This window comes from Nannocystis punicea, assembly GCF_026965555.1.
Taxonomy (GTDB): domain Bacteria; phylum Myxococcota_A; class Polyangia; order Nannocystales; family Nannocystaceae; genus Nannocystis; species Nannocystis punicea.
This window is the reverse complement of sequence record NZ_CP114040.1, coordinates 8,342,952-8,361,010: the sequence shown is the minus strand read 5'-3', so window position 1 is coordinate 8,361,010 and position 18,059 is coordinate 8,342,952. Positions and strand designations below refer to the sequence as shown.

The 18,059-nt window shown below is 73.1% G+C and carries 13 protein-coding genes and 1 pseudogene; 6 read left to right on the top strand and 8 right to left on the bottom strand.

Annotated elements, in window-relative coordinates; all coding sequences use genetic code 11:
• Positions 1 to 5 precede the first annotated feature (5 nt).
• On the bottom strand, positions 6 to 3,518 hold the full coding sequence (locus O0S08_RS32125) for a serine/threonine-protein kinase (protein ID WP_269033187.1): 3,513 nt from the start codon (positions 3,516 to 3,518) through the stop codon (positions 6 to 8).
• A gap of 310 nt (positions 3,519 to 3,828) precedes the next feature.
• The gene (locus tag O0S08_RS32120; RefSeq protein ID WP_269033186.1) at positions 3,829 to 5,115 is read right to left on the bottom strand and encodes a hypothetical protein; all 1,287 of its coding nucleotides are present in this window, start codon (positions 5,113 to 5,115) and stop codon (positions 3,829 to 3,831) included.
• Positions 5,116 to 5,908: 793 nt separating this feature from the next.
• Here O0S08_RS32120 and O0S08_RS32115 point away from each other — a divergent pair.
• Positions 5,909 to 7,000 (top strand): fatty acid desaturase family protein, encoded by a 1,092-nt coding sequence (locus tag O0S08_RS32115; protein WP_269033185.1) that lies wholly within the window; start codon positions 5,909 to 5,911, stop codon positions 6,998 to 7,000.
• Between the two features lie 13 nt (positions 7,001 to 7,013).
• Here the strand turns inward: O0S08_RS32115 and O0S08_RS32110 are convergent, their stop codons facing one another.
• From O0S08_RS32110 to O0S08_RS32100, 3 genes are all read right to left on the bottom strand, one after another.
• Positions 7,014 to 7,757: a hypothetical protein gene (locus tag O0S08_RS32110; protein ID WP_269033184.1), complete on the bottom strand. Its 744-nt coding sequence runs from the start codon at positions 7,755 to 7,757 to the stop codon at positions 7,014 to 7,016.
• Positions 7,758 to 7,820: 63 nt separating this feature from the next.
• Positions 7,821 to 8,726, bottom strand: a complete 906-nt coding sequence (locus O0S08_RS32105) for an ABC transporter substrate-binding protein (protein WP_269033183.1) — start codon at positions 8,724 to 8,726, stop codon at positions 7,821 to 7,823.
• A gap of 38 nt (positions 8,727 to 8,764) precedes the next feature.
• On the bottom strand, positions 8,765 to 9,457 hold the full coding sequence (locus O0S08_RS32100) for a Pr6Pr family membrane protein (protein ID WP_269033182.1): 693 nt from the start codon (positions 9,455 to 9,457) through the stop codon (positions 8,765 to 8,767).
• 126 nt (positions 9,458 to 9,583) lie between these two features.
• Between O0S08_RS32100 and O0S08_RS32095 the strand changes: the two genes are divergently transcribed.
• Positions 9,584 to 11,299, top strand: a complete 1,716-nt coding sequence (locus O0S08_RS32095) for an FG-GAP-like repeat-containing protein (RefSeq protein WP_269033181.1) — start codon at positions 9,584 to 9,586, stop codon at positions 11,297 to 11,299.
• A 477-nt stretch (positions 11,300 to 11,776) separates the two neighbouring features.
• Here the strand turns inward: O0S08_RS32095 and gcvH are convergent, their stop codons facing one another.
• The 3 genes from gcvH to O0S08_RS32080 form a co-directional block, all read right to left on the bottom strand.
• A complete protein-coding gene (gene gcvH / locus O0S08_RS32090; protein ID WP_269033180.1) occupies positions 11,777 to 12,166 on the bottom strand; it encodes a glycine cleavage system protein GcvH in 390 nt (129 codons plus the stop codon).
• Between the two features lie 367 nt (positions 12,167 to 12,533).
• Positions 12,534 to 13,067, bottom strand: a complete 534-nt coding sequence (locus O0S08_RS32085) for a hypothetical protein (RefSeq protein WP_269033179.1) — start codon at positions 13,065 to 13,067, stop codon at positions 12,534 to 12,536.
• A gap of 97 nt (positions 13,068 to 13,164) precedes the next feature.
• Positions 13,165 to 14,094, bottom strand: a complete 930-nt coding sequence (locus tag O0S08_RS32080; RefSeq protein WP_269033178.1) for a LysR family transcriptional regulator — start codon at positions 14,092 to 14,094, stop codon at positions 13,165 to 13,167.
• Positions 14,095 to 14,191: 97 nt separating this feature from the next.
• On the opposite strand from O0S08_RS32080, the gene O0S08_RS32075 reads away from it, so the two are divergent.
• From O0S08_RS32075 to O0S08_RS32060, 4 genes and pseudogenes are all read left to right on the top strand, one after another.
• Complete coding sequence (locus O0S08_RS32075) at positions 14,192 to 14,608, top strand: VOC family protein (protein WP_269033177.1); 417 nt, start codon at positions 14,192 to 14,194, stop codon at positions 14,606 to 14,608.
• Between the two features lie 17 nt (positions 14,609 to 14,625).
• On the top strand, positions 14,626 to 16,257 hold the full coding sequence (locus tag O0S08_RS32070) for an FAD-binding oxidoreductase (RefSeq protein ID WP_269033176.1): 1,632 nt from the start codon (positions 14,626 to 14,628) through the stop codon (positions 16,255 to 16,257).
• Positions 16,258 to 16,310: 53 nt separating this feature from the next.
• Positions 16,311 to 17,062: pseudogene (locus tag O0S08_RS32065) on the top strand (SDR family NAD(P)-dependent oxidoreductase).
• Between the two features lie 191 nt (positions 17,063 to 17,253).
• Positions 17,254 to 17,808 (top strand): MYXO-CTERM sorting domain-containing protein, encoded by a 555-nt coding sequence (locus tag O0S08_RS32060; RefSeq protein ID WP_269033175.1) that lies wholly within the window; start codon positions 17,254 to 17,256, stop codon positions 17,806 to 17,808.
• Positions 17,809 to 18,059: the final 251 nt, after the last annotated feature.

Below are 18,059 nucleotides of genomic sequence, written 5' to 3'. Positions count from 1 at the left end.
CGCAATCACGGCAGGAAGACCCGTTGCCACCGCTCGGGGTCGGAAACACCTAGCTCACGGAGGGCCCGCTCGGCCGCTGCGCGCCGCTCGTGGTCCGCGCCGGCCCGCCTGTGTTCGATCGACCACGCCGCCATGCTCATGCCCGCGGCCCGAAAGCCCCGCGCCGCAGCGGCGAGCTCGGCGTCGGCGCGGGCGCGCGACGGCGCGGCGCGGGCCCGGATCCACCGCGCGTGCAGGGCAGCGTCGGGGCGCGACTCGCAGCCGAGCCGGCGCGCCACCGAGGCGGCGCCGCGGCGATCGCCCCGCGCGAGCGCGCAGCGGGCCCGCAGCAGCAGCGCGTCGATCCGCGAGATCGGGTTGCGCAACAGGCCCGCGGCGACGATGCTGCCCCAGCACTCGCGCAGCCGCGAGTCGGCGCGGTGGGCCTCGCCGTCGTAGAGGTCGCAGCAGACCTCGACGCGCAGGGCGTAGAAGTGCTGCAGGGTGTAGTTGCGGCGGGTCCAGCGGCGCACGCTGTCGCGCGCGTAATGTCGGGCCGCCGCGAGGTCGCCGGCGGCGACGCGGGCCTGGGCGAAGAACTGGCTGAAGACGACCAGGCCGTAGAGGTCGCCGCGGGCCTCGGCGTCGCGCAGGTGCTCGCCGGCGCGGCGCTCGACGTCGACGAAGCGACCGAGCTGATCGAGGGCGGTGAGCTCGAAGCAGGCCCCGAGCACGCGCTCCCAGCTCATGCCGGCGCGCGGGGCCGACAGGGCGTCGAGGCCCTTGGCGGTGCGGTCGACGCACTCGTGCCAGTCGCCGGTGATCATCGCGTCGGCGGCCGAGCACACGTAGGTGAGGCCGAGCAGCTGCGGGTCGTCGCGGGCCTCGGCGATCTCGCGGGCCCGCTGGACGAAGCGCGCGCCGACCTCGGCGCGGCCGATCAGGCGGTGAAACGCGCCGAGCACCGCGAGCCCGCGGCCGACCCGGCGCGGCTCGCCGGCCTGCAGCGCGGCCAGCAGGGCCCGCACCGCGAACAACATGCCGTCGGCCGGCATGGTGTTGGTGAGGCCCATGCCGACCGACCAGCACAGGTCGACGCGGCGCAGCTGGGCCTCGGTCGGCGCCGCGCCGCCGCGCACCTCGATGCCGCGCAGGCGCAGCCGCACGTACGCCCACAGCAGCGCGAGCACGGCCAGGAGCGGCGAGCGCGGCCACCACAGGCCCTCGGCGCGCAGCATCGGCCGCAGCAGGTCGAGGCCGCGGTCGATGTAGCCGGCGGCCATCCACGCGTCGGCGGCCTGGCGCAGGACCTCGGCGCGGCTGTCCTCGGGGACATGTTCGGCGCTGGCCAGGAACGCCTCGGCCCCGGCGGCGCAGCGGCCGGCGCGGACCAGGACGTGGCCCTGCCGGCGGCGCAGGTCGGCGGCCCGCGGCAGGTCGCGCCCTTCGATCCAGGCCGCGGCGTCGGCCAGCAGCGCCGCCGCGCGCTCGAACGCCAGCGCCTGCTCGGCCTCGGCGGCGGCCTCCTCGGCGGCGCCGCAGGCCAGGCCGAGCTCGCCGGCGCCGTACCAGTGGCGGGCCCGCAGCTCGGGGGTGCCGCAGCGCTCGCGCTCGAGCGCGTCGGCGATCGCCCCGTGCAGCTCGATCCGCAGCGACGGCGACAGCCCGCCGACCACGCCCTCGCCGATCCGGTCGTGCGTCGGCTCGACGATGTCCCACCGCCGCGAGCCCTGCATGCGGACCAGCGACAGCGCCCGCAGGGCCCCCAGCGCGGCCCCCGGGCTTTTCACCCGCGCGGCCTGCAGCAGCACGCCCTGCGGCAGCGGCTGGCCGGACAGCGCCACCGCGGCCAAAAGCCGCGCGGCCTCCTCGGGCAGGCTCTGGGTGCGCCGGCGGACCCATTCGGCGATCGCCGGGGCCGGACCGGTCGCGCCGTCGCGGGCCAGCGCCTCGATCAAGAACGGGTTGCCGCCTGACTCTCGGGCCAGGTCGTCGATCCGCGCGTCGGCCCGCCCGCCGAGGTGGTGGCGCAGCAGCGCCTCGCAGGCGGCGGGGGCGAGCGCGGCGACGGCGACGGGGCGCTCGGCGATCGCCTGGCCGCGGGCGCCGGCGCGGGCGTGGAGCTCGCGCAGGCACGCGCTGTCGGCCTCGCGGTCGCTGCGGCAGGTGGCGACGATGGTCAGCGCGAGGCCGTCGTCGCGCGGCAGCAGCAGGTCGAGCATCAGGCCGGCAGTGTCGGCGCCGGCGTGGTGCAGGTCGTCGACGAACAGCACGACCGGCAGGTCGTCGGCGGCCGCGGCGATCAGGGCCCGCACTGCGGCGAACGCCGCGCTGCGGTCGTCGCCGTCCTCGAGCGGCTGCGGGCCGCGCAGCAGCGCCGAGAGCACCGGGAACACGGTCGAGGCGGCGGCGACGTCGGCCTCGCGCCCGCGCCCGGAGGCCTTGAGGCGGCGCATCAGCGCGTCGATCGCCGCGTCAAAGCCGCCGTAGGGCACCGATTCGCATTCGTAGCAGCGGCCGCGGAGCACCAGCGCCGCGCCGGCGCGCTCGAGCGATTCGAGGACCTCGCGCACCAGGCGGGTCTTGCCGACCCCCGAGGCGCCGGTCACGCGGACGAAGCCGGGCGCGCCGGCGCCGGTCGCCGCGATCGCGGCCGTCAAGGCCGCGTGCTCGTCGTCGCGGCCGACCAGCGGGACCGGGGCGAGCGCGTCGACGGGCCCGGCCGCGGCCCCGAGGCGGGCGACGATCGCGGCCCCGTCTGGCCTGTCCTTAGGGTCATGTTCGATCAGCGCCGCGCACAGGCCGTCGAGGTCGGGCGGGACGTCTGCGGCGCACTCCGAGGGCCGGCGACGGGCCTCCGGGAGCTCGCCGGTGAGCAGCTGGAACAGGATCACGCCGACCGCGAACCAGTCGCTGGCGGGCGAGGGCGCGGCCCCGCGGGCCAGCTCCGGGGCGATGTAGCCGGGGGTGCCGGCGGGGCCGCGGCGGGTCGGGGTCGCGCTCGCGGCGGCGCTCTGGGCCAGGCCGAAGTCGAGGATGACGACGCGCCCGCCGGGCTCGACGAGGACGTTGGCCGGCTTGAGGTCGCGGTGCACCACGCCCGCGGCGTGCAGCGCCCGCACCCCGCTGGCGAGCTGGGCCATGACCGGGCGCAGGCGCGCCGGCTCGGCCTTCACGGCCTCGGTCAGGCGGACGCCGGCGACGTGCTCCATCGCCAGGAACCACGTGCCGTCGGCCACCACCAGCGCCTCGTGGCGGACCAGGTTGTCGTGGCGGATGCCCGCGAGCGTGCGGAACTCCTGCTTGAGGCGGAACAGCCGCCACGGGTCGAGCCGGCTGAGGGTCTTGATCGCCACCCGATCGCCGAGCTCGTCGTCGATCGCCTCGTAGACGAGGCCCATGCCGCCGGCCCCGAGGTAGCGGACCAGCCGGTACGGACCGATCCGCTCGCCAGGGCTCGGCGGCGGGCTCTCGGGTCCGTCGAAAGAGCCGTCCGCGGTCGTCTCGGTCGTCTCCGACGAATCGGACGTCAGGTCCATGAGCAGACGGTGGTTTTACCGAATTCGCGTCATTGATGCGAGCGCCGCTCCACGATCGCGGAGCGCCAGGCGAAACGAAGTTCAGGGGCTGATGTGGGTCACGCAGCACCTGTCGCAGATGTTCAGAGGTGCGCGATGCCCCCGGGGCTCGCGCGGGAGACCCGCGAGCTCGCCGGCGCCGGACGCGAGACATCCGAACTCGTGACGAACTTCGCGGGGCCACGCGCACAGCGCTCGGCCCGAGGTCGACGCGAGCGACGCCCCGACCGGTGCCGGCCCCGCGGGAATCACAGCAGGCGATCGCCGGCGCTCAACAACCGCGCACGAGCCCCTCGGGGCCCGCCGTCCATGCGCCCTCGAGGCTCGGCATCGGCAGGGGCAGCTTCGATTCGCGGCGGGCGCCGTTCTTCAGGCGCCAGTGGACGCTGCGCCGGAGCGCGACCGCGAGGCAACCTGGTTTGGCGAGCGTCAGCGAATGCTCGTACTCCCAGCCGCCCTCGCGTCGCATCATCGCCATGCCGTGCAGCGGCAGCGGCAACCAGCCGGCGGGCGCGAGCCACTCGCCATCGGTGCGGAATAGCGACAGTCGGCGGCCGCCGTAGCCGAGTCCGTCCCCGCTCGAGAGGTCCTCGTGGCCGACCACCAGGGCGAACGTCTCGGGGTCTCGCCATTCGCCGAGCTCCACCAGCTCGTCGCCGCCGAGGCCGCCGAGGCGCCACGTCGAGTCATGCCGGCGCGCGAGCCACCGCGCAGCCGGCACCAGCCCCTGCGAATCGTAATCGTAGTCGCCGGCGACCGCCCAGCCGTCGCCGAGCGACCGCACCCACTCGCCCGCGAGCGCCGGCGGGAACGAAGCTCGCTCGGTCGAAGGGCTGAACTGGCGCGCGCCTCCGGCCTGCTCGGCCCCCTTGACGCTTCGAACCGACCATTGCTGCGTGGCGAGGTCGTACCTCCACCAGCCCGCCTTGCCTCCGTCCGTGACCCGGACCTCGAGCAGCCCCTCGTCGCCTTCGTCTCGGTCCAGCGCCGCGTACTCGATCTGTGCCGGCCTCGTCGACCAACAGCCGTCGACATCCGCGCCGAGGATGCACAGCGTCAGGCGCTCCGCCTCGGTCCAGTGGAGCAGCCGGGGCTGTTTGGCGAGCTCGCCGACGTCGGGTGCCTGCCAGCCGACCACGAAGCTCTCGACCTGCCGTCCCTCCGGCTGCGTCGCCAGCCAATCGCGCCAGGCTCGCGCCGCCGCGCCGGCGCGTGCCTTGAAGCCGAGCCCGCGCCAGGAGCCGTCGAGGCGATGGATGTCGGACTCGAACCGCGGATCGAGCTCCGCGTCGGGCTCCTCCGCCCTGGCCGCCTCGGCCGCCGCCGCGAACTCCGACGGATCGAGGCGACCCAGCGAGACCGTCAGCGAGTCTCCCGAGGCGGCATCGAGCCCCCAGTAGGTCACGCGCTCGCCGAGCTTCACCCGCCGCGTCGGTCCCGCCAGCTGGTCGGGCTCGCCATTCACGAGCTCGCTCGTCGCCACGTACCATGGCTCGCGCTGGACCACCCGGAGAGCCGCAGGACAGGCGAAGCCGGTCGGGATGGCGTTGCGCGACATCCAGGTCGAGAGGGCCCGCGCTTCCTCGTCGTTCGCCCCGGGACCGGCGCAGCGCGGAGCCGCGGTGATCGTGGGTTCCGCTGGCGTTGCAGGGCCAGGCGTCGTCGACGGCGTCGTCGGTTCGTGCTCGACCGGAGTCGGCCGTCGGGGGGCCGCAGTACAGCCGAGAAAGAGTGTCGCAGCGATCCACCGCAGGCGCCCGCGCTCGCACATACGCAGGAGCCTAGCATGGCGCGTCCGTGCGGGCCCGCGGACTGCAGAGAGTCCGTCGGTTGTTCCGCGCGACGGCTTCACCGGAGAGCGCGGGTCCGGAGACGCGATCGTCGAGCGGCAGGCCGCCGCGAGAAATCGCCGGAGGGCGGCCCCCGGGTCGCGGGCGTACCCGAGGCCTCTCTGCTCACCCGGCGAATCATGCCCACATTCATGCGCGTGCAGTCCGGCACACGGCATTGTATCGACCGCGATCGAATCTCCATACCGGGCGGGCCCGCGAACGCGGTCGTCCGTCGCAGGCCGACGTCGCGGCAGGGGCCCTTGCGGACAGGAGGGCCCTGAGCGGCGCGTGCGCCTGCGGGGAGAGATCTGTCATAAAACGGTCATTGCTCGCTCTCGCGCGCTGGCGCGCGCGCCGGTGCTACAGCGGCCGCGGACGCCAGCGTCGCGATCGGTCGCCGCGGATCGATCTGGACCGTTTCGTGCTCGCGGGAGCGTGCGTGGGCAAAGCGGTGCGCGCTTGCAAGCTCACGCTTCTTCGCTTCCGTTGCCGGCCCGGGCGAGGTACGTGTGGCATCACATGGATCTCGAAGAATTCGCGGCGCTCCGGGCTGAGTTCGCTGTTCGCGGGTGGCACCGCAAGGCCACCGGCGCGGTCGTCGCCGAGCTCCTGTTCAGCTTTACGCTCTGCATCGTCGGCTACGTGATGTTCCTGGCCTGCGAATCGCAGGTGCTGGCGTGGCTGGGCATGGCGCTCTCGACCTACGGCATGCTGGGGGTCGTCACCAACACCCACACGTCGACGCACAACGGCACCAGCGACAAGAAGTGGGTCAACGAGCTGCTGTCGTACCTCGGTTATCCGCTGTTCGCCAACCTGTCGCTCACGTACTGGCGTAACGCGCATATCACCATTCACCACGCGGCGCCGAACGTGATGGGGATCGACGACGACCACGACTTCATGCCGTGGTTCGTGACCACCGAGGCGGAGATGCGGAAGTCGCGGGGCCTCGCGCGCTTCTATTACCGCCACCTCCAGAAGTACTTCTTCCCGATCATCCTCTGGGTCCACGTCTTCCTGCGCCAGAAGTCGAGCTGGGTCTACCTGACGAAGTGCCTGCTCGATCCGACGCGGCGGCGGCGGGCCCACTGGCTCGACCTGCTGTCGATGACGCTGTACTGGGTGGCGTGGATCGGCGTGCCGAGCCTGTTCGTCCCGTTCTCCGACGCGCTGCTGGCGTCGATGGTCCGGATCGCGTTCCTCGGCTACCCGCTGTTCGCGGTGCTGGCCCCGGCCCACTACCCGCACGAGGCCGGGTGCGTGCGCCGCGGGGAGTGGCCGAAGGACTTCCTGGCGCTGCAGACGTGCACCACGATCAACTTCCGCACCGGGCTCCTGGGCGGGTTCGTGTGCTCGGGGCTGCAGTACCAGATCGAGCACCACCTGTTCCCCAATTATTCGCACGTGTATTACAAGCGGATGAGCCCGCACGTGCGCGCCTTCTGCGAGCGCATGGGCTACCCGTACCGGACGATGGGCTGGGGCGAGGCGCTGGTGAAGATCTTCGCCATCTTCGCCCGCCCGAAGCCGGTCGCGCCCGACCTCGAGACCCTGCACGACGAGCTGCAGGGCCGCTCGCCCGCCGCGGCCGAAGAGTCGGCCGCGTAGGCGGTGCGACGAATCAGAGGATCGAGGACTGACAGGCGCCGAGCGCCGTCATGTCCCTGGCATTGAGGGCGCACTCGACCTCGGCCCGCGTGCCCTGCTCGGCGCACGCCTCGAGGATGTCGCCCCGCACCTCCTCGAGGATCTCCTCGACCGCCTTGGCCTGGTCGCCGGCGTCGGCCATCGCCAGCTTCTCGAAGTGGGTGAACAGCTTGGTGCAGGTCTCGGCCTCGATCCCGCTGCCGCGCTTCTTGACGTGGAGCTCGCGCTCGGCCTCCTTCTCGGCGTCCTCGCAGCGCAGCAGGGCGTCGAGGGTCTGCGCCTCGACGACGCACTGGGCGACCTCGCCGAAGATCTCGGGGCCGACGTGGACGCGCTGGTGCTCGAGCGCGTGGACGCAGTCGACCGGCGGCGGCGCCTTGTCGGCCAGCAGCTTGGCCATGTGCGCGCACAGGGCCTCATTGGTCGGCCCCTTCTCGGCGTGGTGCGACAGCTCGGCCAGGTGCTCCTTGAGCGCCGGGCTGGTGACGGCCTCGGAGGTCTCGAGCGTCGAGGCCGCGCGCGCCAGCACGCCCGACTTGTCGTGGCCGATGTCGAGGTGCAGCGGCGCAGGCTTGTCGGCGATCCTGGCCTCGGGCGCCTTGGCCTCGGGCGCCTTGGCCGCCTCGGCCTTCTTTTCGCCGCCGGGAGCGGCCTTGCCGGCGTCCGCGCCGCAGGCGAGGGCGAGAGAGATGCTGACGAGAATGGCTGCTGTGCGCATCGCCGGCACGCTACCGCGTCGGCGATCGCGATGAACATCGTCGAAAATGGCGGGTGTCGTGATTCACGAGAGCGCGAGCGTCGATTCGACGCGACAGGCCCACGCGATCGGGGGCTCGTCACCCCGCAGCAGGGCCGCGAGCACCGCGGCCCCGTGAATGACGCTCTGCGGCGTACAGCGGCTGAACAGATTGACAGCGTCGACCGCCCACAATTGGCCGTCGCGGACGCAGCGGAGCTCGCCGAGCGGCGATCGACGGCACAGCTCCGCGGCCTCGGCGGCGGCGGCCGCCAGCGTGTAGCCGCACGGCATGAACACGACGAGGTCGGGATCGGCCGCGGCGATCTCGTCCCAGCTGGCGCGACGCGAGGGCTGACCTGTCCCGGAGAGCAGGTGCTCGCCGCCGCCGAGAGCGACCAGCTCGGGCACCCAGTGGCCGCCCAGGAACGGCGGGAAGCCCCATTCGAGGGCGAGGGTGCGCGGGCGGTCGAGCGGACGGACCAGCGCTGCGTGGTGGGCCGCGATGTCGGCGAGGCAGGCCTCGCCGCGCTCGGGCAGGCCGGCGGCCTCGGCCACCGCGCGGACGTCGTCGGCGAGGCCGGTGAGGCTGGTGGCAGCGAGCTCGACCAGGCGGGCCCCCGCGGGCAGATCGCAGGCCCCGGCCCGCGCGGCACAGACGTCGCAGATCGCCTGCGACAGCACGATGTCGGGCGACAGTCGAGCCAGCGCCGCGCGGTCGACCGTGTACAGGGGCTCGCCCGCGGCCACCGCGGCGCTGACCTGCAGATCGATCTCCGCGGGCCCGGGCCCTTGCGGGTGGATGGCGGCGATCCGGCTGCGCGTGAGCACCGGCAGGCCGCGCGCGATCGGGTGGTCGCATTCGTGCGAGACGCCGACCACCTCGAGGCCCAGACAGGCGGCCAGGTCGGTGGCGGCGGGGACGAGGCACGCGATCCGGGGCGGGCGCATGCGCGGAGGATAGCGGAGCGCGAGCGCGCGTCCGCCGGTCAGAGCTCGCTCGCTGCCGGTGGGGGCGGGACCCCGGGGCCCTCGCGGCGGCCGAAGGCGCGGTCGATCCGCAGCACCGCGAGGCCGGCCGCCCCGAACACCCCGAGCACGAGGAGGGCGTTGCCGGCGACCGCGGCGACGCCGAGCGCGCCGACGTCGATGAACGGGTATGGGTATTCGCCGGCCCAGGCGCCGCGGGCGATTGTCCACACCAGATATCCCAGCGGGAACAGCAGCCACAGCAGCAGGTCGCGGCGGACGAGCCGACCATGGCCGATCGAGCATGTCCACCAGACCAGGTAGAGGAGCGGCACGGCGTAGTACAGGCCGGCGTCGGCCCACCATTGCAGGCCGCGCGGGCGCCACCAATGACGCAGGACCAGGAAGTACACCCCGCAGGTGACGACGATGTAGAGGCCCACGCCGGCGCGCGCGGCCGGGCGGGCGAGCAGGCGGGCCAGCGGGCGCTGCGAGGCCGCGGCCGCCAGACCCGCGGTCAGGGCGACGAGGCCGTTGCTGAGCACGGTGAAGTCGCTGAAGTAGCGCGCGGTGGCCCGCGCCGGCCCGAGGGTGTCGCGGGTGCCGAGGAGCAGCAGGCCGTATTGCAGGACCAGCGCGGCCGCGGCGACGCCCGCCACCAGCGCCGCGAAGCGCCGGCCTCCCGGGCGCAGATCGGGGTCGTCGGGGGCCACCTCGGCAGCATGATCCGGAGCGGGGCCCGGCGCACTCGGGCGGGCGAAATCGGCCGAGCGCCGCGCCCTCGCAAATGTCGTGCTCGCGTTCCGCCGGACAGGGCGGCGTTGTATCGTGGCACCACCATGACCCGCGCCGGCTCGATCGTCCCCCTCGGCCTCCTCGTCGCAATCGCGGGCTGCACCCCGACCGAGCCGGTGAAGGAGAAGCCGCCGGCGGAGCAGCCGGCAGCGCCCCCGGTGGTCGAGAAGGTCGAGCCGCCCGCGCCGGCGCCCGAGCCGCCGCCGAGCGAGCCGGAGGGCGAGTTCGTGGTGTCGCCGGCGCTCCCGCCTCCGCAGGCCCACACGCCGCCGGTGCGCAAGCTCGAGGGCGAGGCGCTGCGCAAGCTGTGGCAATCCGAGGTCGGCCAGACCACCTTCCGCACGACGATGGCGCTGGTCGACGGCCAGATCGTGATCGGCACCCACGGCGGATCTCTCGACGGCAAGAACGACAAGACCGACGGCGTGTACGTGCTCGAGGCGAAGACCGGCAAGCAGACCCGGCTGATCGCCACGCCCGGCAACGGCGACCGCGACGTCGGCGGGGTGGCGATCGACGGCGACACGATCTACTTCACCACCGACAACGCGCAGATCGTCGCGGCGACGCTGGCGGGCAAGCTGCTGTGGACGGCGAAGGCGAGCGGCAAGGTGCGGCCGGCCCCGGCGCTCGCCGACCTCGACGGCGACGGGGCGGTCGACGTGGTGGTCGGCGACGAGTCGGGGACGCTGCGCGCGCTGAACGGCAAGACCGGCGCGCCGCTGTGGGAGAAGAAGAGCGGCACCAATGAATTCGGGGCGCGCGGCTACGTCGCGGCGGCGGCGATCGCCGACCTCGACGGCGACGGCCACGACGACGTGGTCGCCGGGGCCCGCGACGCGATCCTCGCGGCGTATCGCGGCAAGACGGGCGAGGTGTTGTGGCAACAATCGCGCGACTCGGGGATCCACGCGTCGCCGACGATCGCGGACTTCGACCTCGACGGAAAGCCGGAGGTGCTGGCCGCGTGGGCGTACGGCGATCTCAGCGTCCACGACGGCGCGACCGGCGAGCCGCGCTGGGCCACCGTGGTGCAGATGGACGAAGCGGGCATCGAGGGCCTGTTCGGCACGCCGGTGCCGCTGGCGGGCAAGCCGGGGGTGATCGTGGCCGGGACGTCGTGGTGGGGCGACAACGAGGACGGGGTGGTGCTCGTCGGGGCCGAGAGCCGGGCCCACCGCGCGTTCGAGGGCCGGGTGTCCGCCAGCGCGGTGGTGATGGACCTCGAGGACGACGGCCGCCTCGAGGCGATCGTCGGCACGGAGAAGGGCCTGCTCCTGGCATTCACCGCCGACGGCGGCCGGCGCGAGCTGGCGCGCCTCGGCGGGGCGATCGAGGCGCCGGCGCTGGTGGCCGACGTCGACGGCGACGGGGCCCACGAGCTGCTGGTGGCAACGCGCGACGGGACGCTGACGTGCCTGGCCACCGGCTCGAAGACCGCGCCGCCGATCCCACGCTTCCGCGGGGCCTCGCCGCACAACCGCGGCGACCTCGGCAAGGTCGCGCTCGGCTGGCGTTCGGGACAGGCGGGCGCGGCAGCCAAGCCCGCCGGCGGCCGCGGCATCCGCATCGATTATCTGCGCTGCTGCCAGGACCTGGTCGAGGCCGCCACGCGCGCGCCGGCCCCCGACAACGCGCGCCTGCTCGACGCAGCGTCGAAGTGCAACTCGCTGGCCGCCGCGGCGGTCGAGCGCGAGAAGGCGATCGCGGCGATCAAGCTGGCAGCGCAGCCGGTCGAGCTGCCGACGAGCTGCGAGTGACTCTGGGCGAGCGCATGAGTATGCATCATCGATCGCCGCTGCGAATGGCGCCGCCCCCGAAGTCGGGGAACGAGCAATACGGCGTCTTTGACGGCGCGTAGACGACGCAGCTGGTGTTTGGAGGACAATCCCCGCCATACACCCAGACACCCTGTGCGTCGCAAACCAGCCATCCTGTGTCGCCAGGAGCGCAAGCGTACTCCATGGGTGTACAAGAAGAACCCACGGAAGGGCTCGAGTCGTCGTTGCCCTTACCGTCTTGCTTTGGACCCTGGACCCTGGCCGAAGTGACGCCCGGCCCCGTGGAAGACCCAGGCGAGCTGGTGTCCCCACACCCGGGAGCGAGGATGGCGGCGAGCACGAGGCGCCGCATGGAAGCCCGCGTCGTGAGCGATGTGGGCGCCGTGTGCCCGGGACCGCCGGAGGTGAAGCGCCGCGGTGCGTATCGGCTGACGCGGAGGAACCGACGGCGCGCCATCACCCGTCGCTGTTGACGTAATTCTCATACGCCCTGGCGTCCATCATCGAATTGAGCTCGGACGCGTCCTTCGGCGTGATCTCGACGCACCAGCCGTCGCCGTACGGATCGTTGTTGATGAGCTCCGGATCGTCGACCACATCGTCGTTGATCGCCACGATCGTGCCACCGGCCGGCATGAAGAGGTCCTGGGCGGACTTCACGCTCTCGACCATGCCGAACGCGTCGCCGGTCGCAGGCGACTTTCCCATCACCGGGAACTCGACGAACACGAGGTCGCCGAGCTGCCTGGCGAAGAAGCTCGTGAGGCCGATGCGCCAGCGAGCGCCGGTGACGCGAACCCAGAGGTGATCTTTGGTGTAGTGGAGGTCGGTCGGGTAGTCGGACATGGAGTATCCCGGGGCGGACAATAACATGACAAGACGCCGCGGCGTGGGGTCCCGCTGCGCGGACGACCTCGCGCGGGGCGGCCTTGCGCGATGCAGATCGGCGCGAGCCTGACGAAGTTGGTCGGTGAGCGCCGCGCACCGGCGCGAGCTCGAGGGCTTGCTCGACGTTCGAGGGCGACATGGCGATCATTTTCGCCCGCCCTGCGGCCGCCGAGTCGTCGGCCCCGACTTCGGGGGCGGCGCCATTCGCAGCGGCGAGAGATGATGCAGCGATCGGATCCGCGAAATCACGGGTCCGGTTCGGGTGCCCGGACAGCGTCGATTCGCCGCATCGTCCCTCACCGGCTCGCACGCCGCCGACCCCGAATCACGACTGTTCGGAGCGCTCCTGGGCCAGGAGCGGCGCGAGCGCTGCGAGATAGGTGGCGAGGAGCTCCGGGATGTGGCGGCAGCCGGGGTGGGCGTACTCGGCGTAGCGTTCGGTCGAGTAGCCGGGCTCGATCTTGGTAGCTCCCCAGCGATCGCCCATGTCCTTGCGCGCGAGCAGGCCGTAGCCGTTCTCGTCGTCGTGGCCGTAGTACCAATCGGAGTACCACCGTTCGTTTATCCCCGCGGCGATTGTGCTCGTCCACAGCAATCGCCAGAGGGGGCCGGGCGGGGCGACTACGACGAGGCGCGGGGCGAGCTCCGGCGTGAGATGGCGCTCCAGGTCGACCCATCGGTAGACGAGGAGAAATCCGTCGTCCGGGACGTCGGCGAGGGTGCCCTCGACGATCGTGACGGGGACTCCGGCCGCGCTCAGGGCCGCGCAGAAATCGTCGACGTGATGGAAGACCCGAAAGGTGGACTCGGTGGGTCCCAGGGTCTCGGGCGACGGGGTGACGAGGGCAGTCAATTTCACGGCGGCTTCAGCTTACACGGGAGTTCTGGCGGAGCCAGGCATCCCGGATGCCCGTGATAGGGGGTCGGCAATCCGGCCACGCCCGGCACACCATCCCTCATCGGCTCGCGCGCCGCGGGCTCGCCTTGCGGATCTCCGGGCGCGCTTGCAGCTTCGCGCCGAGCTCGTCGACGAACGCTCGCAGGCGGGCGGACATCCAGCGGGCGCCGGGGTAGACGAGCTGCACGGGGACCGGCTCCGGCTCGAACGCCTCGAGGAGCACGCGCAGGCTGCCGGCGCGGACCTCGGGCTCGACTTGATAGGACAGGAACCGGCCGACGCCGAGGCCCTCGACGCAGGCTTGCACGATCGCGGCGGCCTGGTTGCAGGCGAAGGCGCTGCGCACCCGCACTGTCAGGTCGCGCTCGCGGTCGGCGTCGCGGAAGCTCCAGCGGCCCGCGGTGCCCGAGTTCAGGTGTTCGACGCAGGGCAGGGCCGCCAGCTCGGACGGGTGCCTGGGCGCGCCGCGGCGGAGCAGGGCCGGGCTGGCGACGACGACCCGCCGCACCTGGCCGACGGGCACCGCGATCAGCGACGAGTCGGGCAGGCGACCGATCCGCACCCCGACATCGATCCCCTCCTCGACGAGGTCGACGACGCGGTCGAGCAGCAGCAGCTCGACGCGCACGCCCGGGTGACGGCGCACGAACTCGGCCACCGCCGGGGCCACGTGGCCCCGGCCGAACAGGATCGGCGCGGTCGCCCGGATCTCGCCGCGCGGCTCGGCGCCGTCGGCGGCGACTGCCTGCTCGGCCTCGTCGACGTCGGCGAGGATCCGGCGGCAGCGATCGAGGTAGACGCGGCCCTCCTCGGTCAGCGACATGCGCCGCGTGGTGCGATGCAGCAGCGGGACGCCGAGGTGCGCCTCCAGAGTGGCGAGGATCCGGACCATGCTCGGCGGCGCCTTGCCCAGCGCCGCCGCGGCCGCGGTCAGGCTCCCCTCGTCGACGATGGCCACGAAGGCGCGCATGGCGGCGAGCTTGTCCATGGCCGGCAGTCTATCCGAAATTCGGACAAATCTTGTCCGGCGGGCGCCATTGTTCCGCCGGGCGCGAGCTCTCATCTTCGTGGCGGAGGAGGTCTCGATGGACACCACGCACGAACGATGGACCGCCGGCCCGCACCACGTGGGCCTCACCGTACCCGACCTGCAGGCCGCCCTGCGCTTCTTCGTCGAGGGCCTGGGTTATTCTCAGGTCGGCGCGGTGCCGGAGTACCCGGCGGCGTTCGTCAGCGACGGCGCCGGCATGATCACTCTGTGGCAGGCCGAGGACCCCGCGAGCGCGCGGCCGTTCGACCGCCGCCGCAACCTGGGCCTGCACCACCTCGCGCTGCGGGTCCGCGAGGGCGCTCTGGACGCGCTGCACGAGCGGCTGCGGGCGCGGGGCGACGTCGAGATCGAGTTCGCCCCCGAGCCGCTCCGAGGCGGGCCGACGCGGCACATGATGACGCGGATCGCCGGCGGCATCCGCGTCGAGTTCATCGCCCCGGCGCAGGGCTGAAGCGGAGGACGATCGTCATGAGCACGTTTCACGCCGGCGAGCTGGCGGTCCAGGAGCGGATGGGCGTGCGCGAGGAGCTCGCGCCGTGGGCCGCGAAGGTGGTGCGGCCCTTCCTACCCGAGCAGCACCGCGAGTTCTACGCGACGCTCCCGTTCCTCGTGGCGGCGGCGCGCGACGGGCAGGCCCGACCGTGGGCGACCTTGCTGGTCGGTCCGCCGGGCTTCGCCTCGTCGCCCGATCCGCGGCGGCTCGTGCTCGCGGCGGAGCCTGGGCCGGACGACCCGCTCGCGGGCCGCCTCGTGCCCGGCGCCGACCTCGGCCTGCTGGGCATCGAGCCGGCGACCCGGCGACGCAACCGCGTCAACGGCAGGATCGCGTCGACTGCCGCGAATCGGATCGAGCTGCGCGTCGAGCAGACGTTCGGCAATTGTCCGCAGCACATCCACGAGCGGCGCTGGCGCTGGGTGGATTCGATCGCAGCGCCTGCGGTGCGGTCGCGGTCGTTCACGCCGGCGATGCGCGAGCAGATCGCCGCGGCCGACACCCTCTTCCTCGCCAGCGGCCACCGCGGCGCCGGCGAGGCCGCGTCGTTCGGCATGGACGCCTCGCACCGCGGCGGCCCGCGCGGCTTCGTCGAGGTCTGCGACGACCGGCGCCTGCGGTTCCCCGACTACGCCGGCAACAATCACTTCAATACCGTCGGCAATCTCCTGCTCGACGGCCGCGCCGGCCTGCTGTTCGTCGACTTCGCGCGCGGCGGGGTGCTGCAATTGACCGGCCGCGTGACGATCGATTGGGACTCGCCGGACGTGGCCCGCCACCCGGGCGCCCAGCGCCTGCTGGTGTTCGAGCTCGACGAGGCCGTCCTGCGCCCGACGGCGCTCCCGCTGCGCTGGAGCGCGGACGGCGAGGCGAGCCGGACTCTGCGCGTGCTGGCGAAGCGGCGCGAGAGCGACGATGTCGTCTCGTTCCTGCTGGGCTCGCCGGACGGCGCACCGCTGCCGCAGTTTCGCGCCGGGCAACACCTGCCGATCGCGCTGGCGATCCCGGGCTCGCGCGATCCGGTGCAGCGCACCTATTCGCTGTCCAGCGGTCCGGACGAGGCCGCTTATCGCCTCTCGATCAAGCGTCACGAGCGCGGTTTGGCCTCGCGGTTCCTGCACGACACTGTCGAGGTCGGTCACGGCCTGGTGGTGCGCGCCCCCGCGGGGGAATTCACGGTCGCACCCGGAGCGCGGCCGATCGTCCTGATCGGCGCCGGCATCGGGGTCACGCCGCTGCTGTCGATGCTCGCGGCGCTGGTTGGCGGCGACGATCCGCGCCGGGTGCTGTTCGTCCACGCGGCGCGCGACGGCCGGCATCACCCGTTCGCCGACGAGATCCGCGAGTGGGCGCGACGAAGCCCGCGCGTCGCGCTGCACGTGCAGTACAGCCGCCCGCGCCCCGAAGATCGGCCCGGCGTCGACTTCGACGCGCCCGGCCGGCTCGACGCCGCCAGGCTCGCGGCGCTGCTCCCGGGCCGCGACGTCGACGTGTATCTGTGCGGTCCGCTCGCCTTCATGGCGGCGGTGCAGGAGGACCTCGAGCGGCTGGGTGTGCCGGCCGAGCAGATCCACCACGAGACGATGACCTCGTCGGCCGAACCCTGAGCATGGGGACCGCGAGTTGCGTTCGATCGAAGGTGCCGTACGCTCGCGGTGCCATGCCGGAATTCACGGGTAAGGTCGCAATCGTCACCGGCGCCGCCACCGGTCTGGGAGAGGCCATCGCCGAGAAGCTCTACGCGCTCGGGGCCGCGGTGGTGGCCGCGGGGCGGCGAATGGAGGGGGTGCTGAAGCTCGCCTCGCGCCTCGATCCCTCGGGGCGGCGCGCGGCCGCCGTGGAGGTCGACGTGCGCGACCCGGAGGCGGTGCGCGCGGCGGTGCAGGCCGCGGTGGAGCGATTCGGCGGGCTGCACCTCGCGGTCAACAATGCGGGCATCACCGGCCCCGCCGGGGTGACGATCGCGGACTCGACGCTCGAGGACTGGCGCGAGGTGATCGACACCGACCTCGGCGGTACCTTCTTCGGGATGAAGTACCAGCTGCCGACGATCGTGCAGAGCGGCGGCGGGGCGATCGTCAACCTGTCGTCCGCGAACGGGGTGGTCGGGCTGGCGGGCCTGGGGCGTACACGGCGGCCAAGCACGGGGTCCTCGGCCTCACGCGCAGCGCGGCGCTCGAGTACGCGACGAAGGGCGTGCGGGTGAACGCGGTCGGCCCGGGCTATGTCAACACTCCGCGGATCGCGGAGATGCCGGAGGAGGTCCGCGCCCAATTCGCAGCGGTCCACCCGATGGGCCGCATGGCCGAGCGCGGGGAGGTCGCCGAGCTGGTGGCCTTCCTGCTGTCCGACCGCGCCTCGTTCGTCACCGGCGGCTTCTATCCGGTGGACGGCGGCTACACCGCGCAGTGAGGCGTATCCGCGGTGTGTCGATTCTCCGCCGAATGACGCGATCGCCAGGCGAAGAGCGCGAATGATGGCAGTGATTCGCCGGTCCCGCCCGCGTCGGGAGGGGTCGACAGGACGGCGGCGCGGTCCTGGGGCGCCGGCGGGGCAGAACCGCGCGGGTGTTCGGGCGCCGCGGATTCGTTATCATGCCGGAGATGAGCACCCGCGCCTTCAAGGTCGTCCTCGCCGCGATGGCGATCGCATGCATGCCGGCCGTCGCGCTGGCCGACATTCCGCCCGATCCGGACTCGCCGAATGCTCACTGTTCGCAGGCCGAGCAGTGCCCCACGGGGGAGTTCTGCGATTACGCGTTCGAGCCGGGGCAGCCGGAGGCGGAGTGGAAGCTCGTCGGCGAGGACTGCCGCGTGGCCGTGAAGGCGAAGGGGCTGCAGCGGCGCTGCAGCAACGGCGGCAACTACAGCGGGCGCGAGCTGTTCTGCCCGCCGGGCGCGACCGGCAGCTGGTCGCCGGGCGGGAAGACGCCGCCTGCGCCTGCACCTGCGCCGGCGTCTGAGCCCGCGCCGGCGCCTGCGCCCGCGCCTGCGCCCGCGCCGGCGCCTGTGTCTGCGCCGGCGCCTGCGCCTGCGCCCGCGAACGCCGCGAGCGAGCCCGCGAAGCCGGCCACGAGCTCGTGCGCGGTGGGCGACGCGGGCGGCGGGGCCGGATGGCTGGTGCTGGGGCTCGCGCTGCTGCGCCGGCGGCGGCGCTGACGGGGACCCGAACCGGCGTGCTGCTGATATTCGCCGAGAGGTCGGTGCTGATCGACGGGCTGCACCGGCGGTGCAAGCCGGCGTTCGCGGTGCTCGACCAACCGGCGCGCGGGCGTGAGCCCGGGAGGTGGGGATGACCGAGCAGCTGGCGACGATCCTGCGGGTCGGGGGCGAGGTGTTCGAATTCGCGGAGGCTGACGGGCGACTGGCAGAGGTTCGATCCGAAGGCGCACGGCCTCCCGCTCCGCTTC